The organism is Larsenimonas rhizosphaerae (assembly GCF_023700005.1).
Lineage (GTDB): Bacteria > Pseudomonadota > Gammaproteobacteria > Pseudomonadales > Halomonadaceae > Larsenimonas > Larsenimonas rhizosphaerae.
In genome coordinates this window covers 2,020,598-2,034,910 of sequence record NZ_JAMLJK010000001.1, presented here as the reverse complement: position 1 = coordinate 2,034,910, position 14,313 = coordinate 2,020,598, and the positions used below count along the sequence as shown (strand labels likewise).

Genomic DNA, 14,313 nt, shown 5'->3' with positions numbered 1-14,313 from the left:
ATGTGGACAGCGAATGACTCAAAATCACGAAGGGGCATTGTACGTGGTTGCCACACCGATTGGTAACCTCGAAGACATTTCCGCGCGTGCCCTGCGGCTATTGGGCGAGGCTGACCTGATTGCTGCGGAAGATACCCGTCACAGTGCGCGGCTGCTGGATCATTTCGGTATTCGCGGGCCTTTGATGTCACTCCATGAGCACAATGAGGCGTCGCGGATCGATACGATGGTCGCGCGTATCGAGCAGGGGCAGAACATTGCACTGATCAGCGATGCCGGTACGCCGCTTATTTCCGACCCGGGATATCGTCTGGTGCAGGCACTCCGTGAACGTGGCAGTCGCGTGGTGCCGGTCCCCGGTCCCTGCGCCCTGGTCACGGCGTTGAGTGCAGCCGGACTGCCTTCGCAGCCATTCACCTTCCGCGGGTTTGTTTCGGCGAAGGCGCAGGCTCGCCTGGAAGAGCTTGAGCGCAGCGTGCGAAGCGTGGGAACTCAGATCTTTTATGAATCTCCCCATCGGATTCGTGCCTTTCTCGAGGCGCTTGAATCGCTCGTGCCCGAGCGTCGTGTCGTCCTGGCGCGTGAACTGACCAAGACCTTCGAAACCTTTCTGGATGGCACGCCGCCTGAACTGCTGGCTCGCATCGAGGAAGATCCCAATCAGGCGCGGGGCGAGTTTGTGGTGCTGGTGGAAGGAGCGCCGGCGCTGGAAGGCCAGCAGGAGCATGTTGATATTGAAGCCGAGGCGCTGCTCGAGGCCCTGCAAACCGAAGGTGTGGGGGTCAAACAATCGGCGGCCATTGCGGCCAGGTTGCTGGGTGGACGCAAAAAGCAGTGGTATCAACGACTTCTGGGTAAAGGTAACGGCGTGTAGAAAAAGTGCATCCAGATGTCACTGATCAAAAACAGCAGTTGAGGGGGGGCAGGGGCACTGGTATTCTTCTCCGCTTGGGAGTCGGCCGGACAGTCGCCGCTGAAGCATGTCTTCGGGGGAGGAAAGTCCGGGCTCCACAGGGCAGAGTGCCAGGTAACGCCTGGGCGGCGCGAGCCGACGGAAAGTGCAGCAGAGAGTAGACCGCCAAAGCAGTCTGACTGCCGGTAAGGGTGAAAGGGTGCGGTAAGAGCGCACCGCGCGACTGGCAACAGCTCGTGGCATGGTAAACCCCACTCGGAGCAAGACCAAATAGGAACCCTGAGGTGTGGCCCGCACTGGGTTCGGGTAGGTTGCTTGAGGGACGTGGTGACGCGTCTCCTAGAGGAATGACTGTCCTCGACAGAACCCGGCTTACAGGCCGACTCCCTCCCATTTCCTTTCCGCAAGCCAATTTATAGCTTCGAGTACCCCTCAATGTCATCAGGCCCCGCACCGTCTCAGGACTTCATTCATAAAAGCGTCCTGCTCGACGGGGCGGTGGACCGGCTGGTGCAGGTCCCTTCCGGTACGTATATCGACGGCACCTTCGGGCGAGGCGGCCATTCCCGCGCCATCCTGGGGCTGTTGGACGATGCCGGCCGGCTGCTGGCCATGGACCGTGACCCTGACGCGCTGGCGGCGGCAGCCGAAATCACCGATCCCCGCTTTTCAATTACCCGCGGTACCTTCTCGACACTGGGCGATCTGGCTCATGAGCAGGGCCTGCATGGCAGTCTCGATGGCATTTTGCTGGATATTGGCGTGTCCTCGCCTCAACTTGATGATGGTGAGCGCGGTTTCAGCTTCATGCGTGATGGCCCGCTGGACATGCGGATGGATCCGGACAGCGGTCAAAGCGTGGCCACCTGGCTGGCGACGGCCTCCGAGCAGGACATGGCCTGGGTGATGAAAACCTACGGTGAAGAGCGCTATGCAAAGCGGCTGGCGCGTGCAATTGCCACCGAACGGCTTGAACGGCCGATCGAGACCACCCATCACCTCGCGCGCCTTCTGAAGGATGCGCACCCCGCCTGGGAAAAGCACAAGCATCCTGCCACGCGAGCCTTTCAGGCCTTTCGCATTTATATCAATGATGAGCTGGGGGAACTTGAGCGTGCGCTCGACAGCGCGCTTGAGGCGCTGGCCGTGGGCGGACGTCTGGTGGTGATCAGCTTTCACTCGCTGGAAGACCGGATCGTCAAGCGCTTCATGCGTGACAAGGCGCGCGGCGACCAGTTGCCCCGGCATTTGCCCCTGCGCGATGACCAGCTCAACAAGCGGTTGACGCTTGTCGGCAAGGCACTCAAACCGACCCGGGATGAAATAGAAATGAACCCCAGGGCCCGAAGTGCTGTCATGCGTGTAGCGGAAAAACTGGCATAAGAGGACGTATGGCGAAGCGCAGGCGCTCACAGCTACGGTATGAATTTCTCGGACAGCTCCCCTTCAGTCCGCGCTTTCGGGTGACGTATGTCGGGGTGGGTATTCTGTTTTTGCTGGTGGTTATCTCGGCATTTGTCGTGGTTTCCAGCGCACACCATACGCGGGTCCAGTATGTGCGCCTGCAAAAGATGGAGCGCCAGCATGATCAGTTGCAGACGACGTGGAGTCGTCTGCTGCTGGAGGAAAGTACCTGGTCTTCCCCCTCCCGGATCGAGGCACTGGCACGCAAGCGCCTCGATATGCATGTGCCTGATGTCAATGAAAGTAGAGTAATTCGTCCATGAGCCAGCGACGCAATCAGGCGCCTTCTTCCTCGACGCACCATGCCATGTCTCCGTGGCGGTTTCGGTTCATTGTCCTGTTGATTCTGATGGCGCTGGTGGTACTGGCCGGGCGCATCGTGTATCTGCAGGTGGTGGATCAGCCCTTTTTGAAGGGGCAGGGTGATGCCCGTACGCTCCGTGTTGAAACCATAGATGCCCATCGGGGAATGATTACCGACCGTGATGGTGAGCCGCTGGCGGTGTCCACGCCGGTAGTGACGCTCTGGGCCAATCCCCAGGAACTGCCCACGGACAAGGCCACGCTGACGCAACTGGCCCAGGCGCTGGGTGAGAGACCGGCGGATTTCATTTCGCGAGTGGATAACTACCGCAATAAATCCTTCATGTATCTCAAGCGTCAGGTAACGCCGGAGCCGGCCCAGAGCGTGCTGGATCTGCAGATTACCGGTGTATACGGCCAGCATGAGTACAAGCGGTATTACCCTACCGGCGAGGTCATGGCCCAGCTTCTGGGGGTGACCAATATCGACGACAAGGGGCAGGAAGGGCTGGAGCTGGCCTATAACGATTACCTGACCGGTACGCCCGGCAAGCGCCGCGTCCTCAAGGACCGCAAGGGGCGGCTGGTCCGTGATCTGCACCTGATTCGTGACGCTGAACCCGGCGGCAATATGCAGTTGTCCATCAACCTGCGTCTGCAGTACATGGCCTATCGCGAACTCAAGGCTGCCGTGGCCGAGCACCATGCCGATGCCGGTACACTGGTCATGATTGATGCCCGCAACGGCGAGGTGCTGGCGATGGCCAATGCGCCGTCCTTCAATCCGAACAACCGGGCCAACCTCGACCCGGCCGGGCTCAGGAACCGTGCGATTACCGATGCCTTTGAGCCCGGGTCCGTGATGAAACCGCTTGCCATGTGCGCCGGCCTTGCCTCAGGCAAGTTTACGCCGGATACCGTTATTGATACGTCGCCTGGCTGGATGGTGCTGGATCACCGCTACACCATCAAGGACAGTCTCGATTTCGGCAAACTGACCATGACCGGCATCATTACCAAGTCCTCGAACATCGGCATGACACATATGGCGCTGGCGCTACCTGACGCGGCAGTCTGGAACATGTACAACGCAATGGGACTTGGGCAGCCCCCGGAGCAGATCAATTTCCCGGGTGAAGGGGACGGCAGCCTGCCATCGCCCTTCAGCTGGTCAAAGGCCAAGCGTGCCACGCTGGCCTACGGTTATGGTCTGTCGGCATCGGCACTGCAGATCGCAGCGGCCTATACGGCCATTACCAACGATGGCGAGCGTATTCCGGCCACCCTGTTCAAACGGCGCGATCCGGTCAAGGGCAAGCAGGTGGTGTCGGCCAAAATCGCCCATCAGGTGCTCAAGATGATGGAAACGGTGGTAGAGCCCGGCGGCAGTGGTCATCGGGCGGCCGTGAACGGTTATCGGGTAGCCGGCAAGACCGGTACCGTGCGCAAGGTGGGGGCCGAGGGATATCAGCGCAAGGCGTACCGTGCCAACTTTGTCGGCATCGCGCCCGCCAGTAATCCCCGGATCATTACCATGATTTCGATCGATAACCCCAAGGGCAAGGAATTCTACGGCGGCCAGGTGGCGGCGCCGATCTTTGCCCGGGTTGCCGGCAAGGCGCTCCGACTGCTCGATGTGCCCCCGGATGACCCTCATGATACCGCGGAGGCCACACGATGAATTCAGGAAGTGACACGGTCACGCGCGCCAGTGTGTTGCAGATGCTTGAAACCCTCTGGCCGGGTAACGTCTGGCCGGTTCTGCCGGCCAGAACACGGCTGGTAACGGATTCACGCCTGCTCAGGGCCGGTGATGTCTTCCTGGCGGTGCCTGGCGTAGTCGCCGATGGACGAGACTATATCGTTCAGGCTCTGCAGGCAGAAGCTGGCCTGGTGCTTGCCCATGTGGATGACGATGCTGAAGCAGGGCCGGTTGAAGGCGATCACCGCGTGATGGCCGTAACTGACCTGAAGGGCCGGCTGGGCGTGCTGGCCAGAGGAATCCATCAGGTGTCGGACAGCCTGTTTGTGTCGGCAGTGACCGGTACCAATGGCAAAAGCTCGGTAGCCCATTACCTGGCGTCACTGACCGAAGCGGTCGCGGGGCCATGCGGGCTTATGGGTACGCTGGGCGTAGGGCGTCCAGGGCAGTTGACGGATACCGGCCTGACGACGCCGGGCATCGTGGGCATTCAGGCCGCACTGGGGGCGTTGTCAGCCGATGAGGTGACGCGGGTCGTGCTTGAGGCTTCCTCGCATGCTCTGGATCAGGACCGCCTGGCGGCCACGCCGATTCACACCGCCATATTTACCAACCTGACCCGGGATCATCTGGATTATCACGGCAGCATGGCGGCCTACGCCGCAGCCAAGGCGCGACTGTTTCGTCGACCGGAACTGGCTCTGGCGGTGGTCAATGAAGATGATCCTCTGTCGCGGCTGATGGTAGCGGGCTGCGGTCCGGCAGTTCGGGTCCTTCGTGTTGGTCATGGAGACAGCGCCGACTTCAGGGTGCTGTCACATCATCCCGAGGATACGGGGCAGTCTGCACGCGTGATGACGCCGGAGGGCGAGATCACACTATCGCTGGGGCTGATGGGGCATTTCAACCTGACCAACGCCCTGCTGGCGCTGGCCGCCGCCTACGGCCAGGCGCTGGCGCCGCTGGAGGTGCTTCTTGAGGCGATGGCGCAACTGGCGCCGGTGCCGGGCCGAATGGAGCGCATTGCCGCACCCGGGCCCATCGTGATCATCGATTACGCGCATACGCCTGATGCCTTGACCAATGCCCTTGAAGCCCTTCGGGATCACGTGCCGGGCAGGCTCTGGTGCCTGGTCGGCTGTGGTGGTGACCGGGACAGCGGCAAGCGTCCGTTGATGGCTCGCGCTGCGTGTGATGGGGCAGACCGGCTGGTGATTACCGATGATAATCCACGCAGCGAATCTGCCGCCGCGATTCGTGACGAGATGCTGGCCGGCGTGAAGGACGTGCCGGGAGTGCAGGCCGTGGCTGACCGTCGTCAGGCAATCGAGCAGGTGATTCGCGAAGCGGCCCTGTCCGATGTGATTCTGATTGCCGGCAAGGGCCACGAAACCTATCAGGAGATCGCCGGCATCAAACATCCCTTTTCCGATCACGATATCGCCAGGACAGCACTGGAGGCGCGTCATGATGCATGAACTGCGCCGGCTGGCTGACGTACTGCAGATCACAATACCCGAGGGGCTCGGTGGTACATTCAATCGCATCGTGACCGATACCCGGCGTCTTGAGCCCGGGGACGTATATGTTGCGCTGCGAGGCCAGCAGTTTGATGGCCACCGGTTCGTGGCACAGGCACTCCAGGCGGGAGCTTCAGCGGCCCTGGTCGAGCAGGCGGAAGATGATGATGTCCGTCAGCTGGTGGTGCCGGACACACGGCTGGCGCTGGGGCTGCTGGGACGGGCCTTTCGGCGTCAGTGGGGAGGCCAGGTACTGGCCGTGACCGGTAACAGCGGCAAGACCACGGTCAAGGAAATGCTGGGGGCGATCGTGTCTCGAGAGGCGCCTTCCCTGGTGACCGAGGGTAATCTCAACAACGATTTTGGCGCCCCGATGACATTGCTTCGGTTACTGCCTGATCACCGTCGTGCCGTGATCGAACTGGGGGCCAATCATACCGGTGAAATTGCCTGGACAGCGTCACTGGCCGAACCGAACATCGCGGTAGTAACCAATGTGACGGGGGCGCATGTCGGTGAGTTTGGAAGTCCGGGACTGATCGCCCAGACCAAGGGAGAGCTGGTTGCGGCGTTGCCTGATGATGGGGTCGCAGTGCTCAATCATGACGATCACTATTTTCCATTCTGGTCTGCCTGTGCCTCTCCCCGGCGAGTGGTCAGTTTTGGATTTGATCCCCGGGCGGATGTCCGGGCGGAGGCGCTGACGTGTGACGCCGATGGGCACTATGCCTTCGATCTGATGGCTCATGGCGAATGTCTCGGGCGAGTTCAGCTGGGTGTGCTCGGTCGCTACAACGTCAGTAATGCGCTGGCAGCAGCAGCAGCAGCGCAGCTGGCGGGTCTTGACGGGGATACCATCCTTGCCGGGCTGGCGTCGTTTGAATCCGGCAGGGGGCGCATGCGTGCGGTCGCCGGATGTCGAGGTACCCGGCTGCTGGATGATTCCTACAATGCCAATCCCGGTGCCATGTGTGCGGCGATAGACGTGCTTGCCTCGCTGCCGGGCCCCCGCTGGTTTTTCATGGGGGCCATGGGTGAGCTGGGAAGCACCAGCGAAGACTCCCATTATCGGGTTGGCGCGTATGCACGCAAGGCCGGGCTCGACATGATCTGCACGTTTGGAGAAGGTGCACAGCCTGCGGCGGCGGCATTTGGTTCCGAAGGGCGGCACTTTGACGACTGGGACGCGTTTGAAGCGTTTGCGTTGCAGCACTTGCCTGCCGGTGCCAGTGCGCTTGTGAAGGGGTCGCGCTCAGCGCGAATGGAGCGTCTTGTCGAGGCGCTGTCGGCAGGTCGGTAATTAGAAGCAGGTGAAAAAAATACTATGTTGCTTTTTTTGAGTGAACTGCTGTCCCACATCAACAGCAGTTTCAATGTGTTTGGTTATCTGACGCTGCGCTTGATCCTTGCCACGCTGACAGCACTGTTGATGTGCCTGTTGATAGGCCCCTGGATGATCCGTCGTCTGGTCGACGGGCAGATTGGCCAGGCCGTGCGGGACGATGGTCCCAGGTCACATCTTTCCAAGGCAGGAACGCCCACCATGGGGGGCGTCATGATTCTGGTGTCGATCGCGGTATCGACGCTTCTATGGGGCGATCTGCGCAATATCTATGTCTGGCTGGTGCTGCTTGTAACGCTGGGCTTCGGTGCCATTGGCTGGGTTGATGATTACCGCAAGGTGGTCGAGAAGAATCCTCGCGGCCTGCCGGCCAAATGGAAGTATACCTGGCAGTCCGTCATTGGCGTGATTGCCGCTGTCGTATTGTATGCCACGGCGCACTCGCCAGCCGAAACCAGCCTGATCGTGCCGTTTTTCAAGCAGATCGTGATTCCGCTGGGTGCCTTCTATATGGTGCTGAGCTACCTGGTCATCGTCGGCAGTTCCAATGCCGTCAACCTGACGGATGGCCTGGATGGTCTGGCCATCATGCCGACCGTACTGGTGGCCATGGGCCTGGCTGTATTTGCCTATGCCAGTGGCAACAGTGTCTTCGCTTCCTACCTGCATATTCCGTTCATTCTGGGTTCGGGGGAGCTGGCCATCTTCTGTGCGGCCATTGTTGGTGCCGGACTGGGCTTTCTGTGGTTCAACACGTATCCCGCTCAGGTGTTCATGGGCGACGTGGGAGCGCTGGCTCTCGGCGCTGCACTGGGTACCGTCGCCATCGTAGTGCGTCAGGAGATCGTGCTGTTCATCATGGGTGGGGTGTTTGTGGCTGAAACGCTCTCGGTCATGATTCAGGTCACTTCCTACAAGTTGACCGGCAGGCGCGTGTTCCGCATGGCGCCGCTGCATCATCACTACGAGCTCAAGGGCTGGCCCGAGCCGCGTGTCATTGTGCGTTTCTGGATCATTACCGTAGTGCTGGTGCTGCTGGGGCTGGCTACGTTGAAGGTGCGCTGAGATGATCAATCAGGTGCCTGACGGCGTAACACTGGTAGTGGGGCTGGGTGTGTCCGGCATGGCGATCGCACGTCACCTGGCCTGCGAAGACGTGCCTTTCATGATGGCCGATACGCGCGTCGCGCCTCCGGGGCTTGCGGCATTTCAGGCTGAATTTCCAGCGGTGGCTGTCTACACCGGTGAGCTGTCGGCACTGGACATGCGTCTGGCCCGCGAGGTGGTTATCAGTCCTGGGGTATCGCCGTTGACGCCAGGCCTGCCATCTCGTGTGGTGGGCGAACTGGCCCTGTTTGCTCGTCGCCGTCAACGTTTTCCGGCGTCGCGGCTGGTGGCAATTACCGGTTCCAATGCCAAGTCCACCGTGACCACGCTGGTCGGAGCCATGGCCCAGGCGCAGGGTATCAAGGCGGCGGTGGGAGGTAATCTGGGGCTGGCCGCTCTGGAGCTGCCCGAGGACGCTGATGTGTATATCCTGGAGCTGTCTTCCTTTCAGCTGGAAACCACCGAGCCGCTCCATGCCGACGTGGCCTGTTATTTGAACCTCAGCGAGGACCACCTGGACCGCCATGGGGATCTTTCAGGATATGGCCGGGCCAAGCAGCGCGTGTTCGAAGGAGCGCATCTGGCCATTGCCAACCGCCAGGATCCGTTGACCCACCCGGTGCTGCCTTCGATGCCGACGGCCTTCTTTACCCGTAAGGCGCCCCGATCCCCTGATGAATGGGGGCTGGCCGATCGCGACGGCGAACGCTGGCTGATGCACGGCGAGATTCCCCTGATCAAGGCGGCCGACGTCGTCATGCAGGGCGAGCATAATCTGACCAATGCGCTGGCAGCGCTTGCCATAGGCGAGGCCATGGGCTGGTCGATGGCCTCGATGTGCCGGGTTCTTGCAAGCTTCAAGGGGCTGCCTCATCGGATGGAGCTGATCACACATCATAAGGGGGTGGCCTGGATCAATGACTCCAAGGGAACCAATGTCGGCGCGACCCTGGCGGCTATCGACGGCCTCCGTGCCGAGTGCGATGGACAGCTGATTCTGCTGGCGGGCGGGGTTGGCAAGGGGGCGGATTTTTCGCCGCTGGCTCGCGCCCTGCGTGGCTGCGGGCAGGCCATTGTCTACGGACGTGATCGGGCGTTGCTGGAGGCGGCTCTGGCGCCCCATGTGGCTGTTCAGTGTGTGGATACGCTGGCAGAGGCCTGCCAGGCCGCTGTCGCATGTTCCCGTTCCGGTGATGTGGTGCTCTTGTCGCCCGCCTGTGCAAGCCTTGATCAGTTCGAAAATTTTGAAGCGCGCGGTGAGGCGTTTCGGCAGTATGTGACGCAGCAGGAGCAGGCTCATGAAGTGGAGTGAATGGCAGCGCCGCTGGTCTACCGAGCATCATGTCATCGATGGCTGGCTGTTGCTGTCAGCCATTTCTCTGATGACCATCGGCTGGATCATGGTGACCTCTGCGTCCACTGAGGTGGCAACCAGTCTGACCGGTAACGCGTATTACTACAGTATCCGTCATGGCATCTTCGTACTGATGGCTGCAGTATGCGGCTTTGTGGTCATGCGGGTGCCGATGGTGTGGTGGCGCCGTAATGGTCCAACACTGCTATTGATTGCAGCCATTTTGCTGGCGGCGGTGCTGGTGGTCGGGCGCGAGGTCAACGGCAGCCGCCGCTGGATATCGTTAGGCCCCATCAATCTGCAGACCTCCGAGGTGGCCAAGCTGTTCATGGTGGTTTATCTCAGTGGCTATATCGAGCGTCATCTGGTGCGGGTACGCACGACCTGGTGGGGGTTTCTGGCACCGCTGTTTCTGACCTTCGGCCTGGGTGCACTACTGATTCTTGAACCGGACTACGGAGCAACCGTGGTACTGCTGTCTACCGCCATGGGAGTGCTGCTGCTGGCCGGGGCGTCGCTGTGGCGTTTCATGCTGCTCTCCGGCGGCGTGGTCGTGCTGGGGGCCTTCATGGCGGTGGCGGAGCCGTACCGTATGCAGCGTATTACCAGTTTTCTTGATCCCTGGGCCAATCAGTACGGCACCGGCTATCAGCTGACCCAGGCATTGATTGCCTTCGGGCGCGGTGGCTGGGAAGGGCTCGGGCTGGGCAATAGCGTTCAAAAGCTGTTTTATCTGCCGGAAGCGCATACCGACTTCGTGTTTTCTGTTCTGGCGGAAGAGCTGGGCATGGCCGGCGCGGTAGGTGTCGTGATTCTGTTCGGCATTCTCATCTCGCGGGCCTTTGTGGTGGGACGCACGGCCGAAACCTCGGGACGGCTGTTTTCAGCCTATGTCTGTTATGGCATCGGGCTGGTCTTTGCGGCTCAGTCCTTTGTCAATATTGCCGTGAATATCGGCTTTCTCCCGACCAAGGGGCTGACGTTGCCACTTCTGAGTTATGGTGGTTCCAGCCTGATTGTCAGCGGTGCCATGGTAGGGCTGCTTTTGCGGGTTGATGGTGAGACGCGGGCACGTCGCCGTATTGCCGCAGATGTCAGCAAGCGCAACAGGCGTGAGGTCAAAAAGGCTGAGCAGGGAGGTCAGGCATGAGTACGCCGAGACGCGCACTAATCATGGCAGGGGGGACGGGCGGACATGTTATTCCGGCCCTGTCACTGGCCCGAGCGTTGACCGAGCTTGGGGTGGAGGTGCACTGGCTGGGCACCCCTCGTGGGATCGAAAATACACTGGTGCCTGAGGCCGGGTACCCACTGCATCATGTACGCGTGGCCGGACTGCGTGGCAATGGCGCTGCCGGCTGGTTAAAGGCGCCCTTCAAACTGGTAGCGGCGCTGCACCAGGCGCGGCAGGTGATTCGTACCGTGTCGCCTGGCATCGTGATTGGCCTGGGTGGATTTGCCAGTGGCCCTGGGGGAGTGGCCGCCCGACTCGGTGGCTGCCCGCTGGTGATCCACGAGCAAAATGCAGTGGCCGGCATGACCAACACACTGCTTTCATACCTGGCGACCCGGACGTATGCCGCCTTTCCCGGGGCATTCAAGGACCGGCGAGGAGCCATTGTTGTAGGTAATCCGGTGCGTAATGACATTGCGATGCTGGGTGAGCCGCCCCGTGAGGTTGCGGACATGACTGACCGGCCATTGCATCTGGCAATTACCGGAGGCTCTCTGGGCGCACAGTCACTCAATGACACGGTTCCCGCCGCCCTGGCGCGCCTGCCTGACGCGAAGCGTCCGCTGGTGCGCCATCAGGCCGGTCGCGGCAAGGGGGATGCGGCGCGTGCGGCTTATGAACAGGCTGGTATACAAGCCGAAGTGTCGGAATTCGTGACCGATATGGCCGCGCTTTATCAGTGGGCTGATGTGATGATCTGTCGCTCCGGAGCGCTGACCGTTTCGGAGCTGGCTGCCGCAGGGAAGCCGTCCGTGCTGGTGCCTTATCCGTTTGCCGTTGACGATCATCAGGCTGTCAATGCGCGCTTTCTGGTTGACCATGGCGCTGCGGTCATGATTCGACAGTCTTCGTTGAATGATGAGGGGCTGGCTACCACGCTTGAGACGCTGCTGTCTGCTGATGTGCTTGCCGACATGGCACACAAGGCACGCGCGCAGGCAAAACTGGAGGCCATGACCATCATGGCCAGAGACTGCATGGAGATAGGGTTTGATCAGTAATCAAGAGTCTCGCAGCGGTATGCGCCGCATTCGCCGCATCCACTTTGTCGGTATCGGCGGTTCGGGCATGTGCGGGATTGCCGAGGTGTTGAAAACGCAGGGGTTTGATGTCAGCGGCAGTGATCTCAATGCCTCGTCAGTCACCGAACATCTGATGGCGCACGGTATCCGTGTCTATATCGGTCATCAGGCCGAGCACGCGTACGACGTGGACGTCGTGGTGGTGTCCAGCGCCATTGATACGACCAACCCCGAGATTCAGCACGCCCGGGAACACCGCATTCCCATTGTCCGCCGTGCGGAAATGCTGGCGGAATTGATGCGTTTTCGCCATGGCATTGCGGTGGCGGGTACACATGGAAAGACCACCACCACCAGTCTTACCGCCACCCTTTTGGCTGAAGGCGGCCTGGATCCGACCTTTGTCATCGGGGGAAGGCTGACCAGTGCAGGAACCAATGCGCGGCTGGGTGAAGGGGATTACCTGGTGGCAGAGGCGGATGAGTCTGACGCTTCATTTTTGCACCTGCAGCCCATGACCTCGATCGTGACCAACATCGATGCCGATCACATGGCCACCTATGAAGGGGATTTTCAGCGGCTGCAGGATACCTTCCTGGAGTTCCTGCACAACCTGCCATTTTATGGCCTGGCGGTACTGTGCCTGGACGACCCGATCGTTCGGCGGCTGATGCCCCGGGTGCAACGGCAGTTTGTAACCTACGGGTTTGATGCCGAAGCCGATTACCGCATCACCGATTTCACACAGGATGCGGGCCTGGTGCGTTTTACGGTGGAGCGTCCTTCGGGTGTCCCTCTGCCGGTCTGTCTGTCGATGCCTGGCGAACATAATGCCCTGAACGCGCTGGCAGCCATTGCGGTGGCATGTGATGCCGGGGTCAGTGATGATGCTATCGTGCGAGCCCTTCGCGGATTTGCAGGGGTCGGGCGCCGCTTTCAGGTTCATGGTGACTTCGAAATCGCAGGTGGCAAGGGACAGGTCATGCTGGTGGATGACTATGGTCATCACCCGCGTGAAGTGGAAATGGTGATCAAGGCCGTACGGGAAGGATGGCCGGAGCGACGTCTTGTCATGCTGTATCAGCCACACCGCTTCAGCCGTACGCATGATCTTTATGAAGATTTCGTCAGGGTGCTTTCGAATGTGGACACCCTGCTGCTGCTGGACGTTTACAGTGCCGGCGAAGCCGCCATTCCCGGGGCAGACAGCAGGTCGCTGGCCGGCTCGATTCGCCAGCGTGGCCAGGTCGACCCGTTGTTTGTGGAGGGCAAGTCGGCCTTGCCGACGCTGCTTGAAAACGTGTTGCGTGATGGTGACATTCTGATTACCCAGGGCGCTGGGGATATCGGCAGTATCAGCACGACGCTGGCCCGGTGCCAGCTGCAGATCAGTGAAGAGGACATGACATGACGGCTCCTGAGCAGTATGGGCGCGTGGTAGTGGTGTATGGCGGTACATCTTCCGAGCGAGACGTGTCGCTCATGAGTGGTGGGGCAGTACTGGCCTCTCTCGAAAAAAACGGCATCGATGTCATTGGGTATGATCCTGCCGAGGCCGGGCTGCCCGGGCTGATCGCTCTGGCGCCGGATCGGGTCTTTATTGCCCTGCATGGCCGGGGAGGGGAGGACGGTACGCTTCAGGGCGCGCTGGAACTTCTTCATATTCCCTACACCGGTAGCGGTGTGATGGCCTCGGCGCTGGGCATGGACAAGGTTCGTACCAAACAGGTCTGGAGTGCACTGGGATTACCGACGCCGCAAAGCGAGCGGCTTGATGCATCAACCGACTGGGATGCGCTGGCAGATCGCATCGGCCTGCCGATGGTCATCAAGCCCGTCAATGAAGGCTCTACACTCGGGCTTACGATCGTGCGTAGCCGGGATGCCCTGAAGGTGGCCTGGGAGCGTTCCTGTGACTACGACCATGCTGTCATGGCTGAGCGATTTGTCGAGGGGGAGGAATATACCGTATCGGTCATTGAGCAGCAGGTGTTGCCGGCCATTCGCGTGGAAGCACCCAATGGCTTTTATGATTACGAGGCCAAGTACTTTTCCGACGAAACGCGCTACCTGCTCCCCAGCGGTCTGAGCGAGCATGACGAGGCCGAGCTGGCAGCCCTGAGTCTGGCGGCCTTCAACGCCGTCGGCTGCGAGGGCTGGGGACGTGTTGATATCATGCGTGATGCTCAGGGTGGGTTCTGGCTGCTTGAGGTCAATACTTCACCGGGTATGACCAGTCATAGCCTGGTGCCTCAGGCGGCTGCACATGTCGGGATCGATTTCGATGCGCTGGTATGCCGTATCCTTGATACGACCCTGCCTGCCTCATCCTTTTCTTCGTTGAAGGCTTAA

12 protein-coding genes and 1 other RNA gene are annotated in these 14,313 nt (G+C 60.5%); all 13 read left to right on the top strand.

Going from position 1 to position 14,313, the window contains the following annotated elements; translation table 11 throughout:
• The first annotated feature begins 13 nt into the window (after window positions 1-13).
• The 13 genes from rsmI (at window position 14) to NAT21_RS09230 (ending at window position 14,313) form a co-directional block, all read left to right on the top strand.
• The gene (gene rsmI / locus NAT21_RS09290; RefSeq protein WP_250937623.1) at window positions 14-874 is read left to right on the top strand and encodes a 16S rRNA (cytidine(1402)-2'-O)-methyltransferase; all 861 of its coding nucleotides are present in this window, start codon (window positions 14-16) and stop codon (window positions 872-874) included.
• A 77-nt stretch (window positions 875-951) separates the two neighbouring features.
• Window positions 952-1,304, top strand: an RNA gene (gene rnpB, locus NAT21_RS09285) — RNase P RNA component class A.
• Window positions 1,305-1,348: 44 nt separating this feature from the next.
• Window positions 1,349-2,296 carry a 16S rRNA (cytosine(1402)-N(4))-methyltransferase RsmH gene (rsmH, locus tag NAT21_RS09280; protein WP_250937621.1) on the top strand — a complete coding sequence of 316 codons (948 nt, stop codon included), beginning with the start codon at window positions 1,349-1,351 and terminating at the stop codon, window positions 2,294-2,296.
• 8 nt (window positions 2,297-2,304) lie between these two features.
• On the top strand, window positions 2,305-2,640 hold the full coding sequence (gene ftsL, locus NAT21_RS09275; protein WP_250937620.1) for a cell division protein FtsL: 336 nt from the start codon (window positions 2,305-2,307) through the stop codon (window positions 2,638-2,640).
• Window positions 2,637-4,361, top strand: a complete 1,725-nt coding sequence (locus NAT21_RS09270; protein ID WP_250937619.1) for a peptidoglycan D,D-transpeptidase FtsI family protein — start codon at window positions 2,637-2,639, stop codon at window positions 4,359-4,361. The genes ftsL and NAT21_RS09270 overlap by 4 nt, the downstream gene beginning before the upstream one ends.
• Complete coding sequence (locus tag NAT21_RS09265; protein WP_250937618.1) at window positions 4,358-5,860, top strand: UDP-N-acetylmuramoyl-L-alanyl-D-glutamate--2,6-diaminopimelate ligase; 1,503 nt, start codon at window positions 4,358-4,360, stop codon at window positions 5,858-5,860. Before NAT21_RS09270 ends, NAT21_RS09265 begins: the two co-directional genes overlap by 4 nt.
• Window positions 5,850-7,202, top strand: coding sequence for a UDP-N-acetylmuramoyl-tripeptide--D-alanyl-D-alanine ligase (locus NAT21_RS09260; protein ID WP_250937617.1), 1,353 nt, complete (start codon window positions 5,850-5,852; stop codon window positions 7,200-7,202). Before NAT21_RS09265 ends, NAT21_RS09260 begins: the two co-directional genes overlap by 11 nt.
• 24 nt (window positions 7,203-7,226) lie before the next feature.
• Window positions 7,227-8,309 (top strand): phospho-N-acetylmuramoyl-pentapeptide-transferase, encoded by a 1,083-nt coding sequence (mraY, locus tag NAT21_RS09255; protein ID WP_250937616.1) that lies wholly within the window; start codon window positions 7,227-7,229, stop codon window positions 8,307-8,309.
• Between the two features lies 1 nt (window position 8,310).
• Window positions 8,311-9,663: a UDP-N-acetylmuramoyl-L-alanine--D-glutamate ligase gene (murD, locus tag NAT21_RS09250; RefSeq protein ID WP_284732675.1), complete on the top strand. Its 1,353-nt coding sequence runs from the start codon at window positions 8,311-8,313 to the stop codon at window positions 9,661-9,663.
• Window positions 9,650-10,855 carry a putative lipid II flippase FtsW gene (ftsW, locus tag NAT21_RS09245; RefSeq protein ID WP_250937614.1) on the top strand — a complete coding sequence of 402 codons (1,206 nt, stop codon included), beginning with the start codon at window positions 9,650-9,652 and terminating at the stop codon, window positions 10,853-10,855. The genes murD and ftsW overlap by 14 nt, the downstream gene beginning before the upstream one ends.
• Window positions 10,852-11,940 carry an undecaprenyldiphospho-muramoylpentapeptide beta-N-acetylglucosaminyltransferase gene (gene murG / locus NAT21_RS09240; protein ID WP_250937599.1) on the top strand — a complete coding sequence of 363 codons (1,089 nt, stop codon included), beginning with the start codon at window positions 10,852-10,854 and terminating at the stop codon, window positions 11,938-11,940. Before ftsW ends, murG begins: the two co-directional genes overlap by 4 nt.
• A 19-nt stretch (window positions 11,941-11,959) precedes the next feature.
• Window positions 11,960-13,372 (top strand): UDP-N-acetylmuramate--L-alanine ligase, encoded by a 1,413-nt coding sequence (murC, locus tag NAT21_RS09235; protein ID WP_250938052.1) that lies wholly within the window; start codon window positions 11,960-11,962, stop codon window positions 13,370-13,372.
• On the top strand, window positions 13,369-14,313 hold the full coding sequence (locus NAT21_RS09230) for a D-alanine--D-alanine ligase (protein WP_250937597.1): 945 nt from the start codon (window positions 13,369-13,371) through the stop codon (window positions 14,311-14,313). The genes murC and NAT21_RS09230 overlap by 4 nt, the downstream gene beginning before the upstream one ends.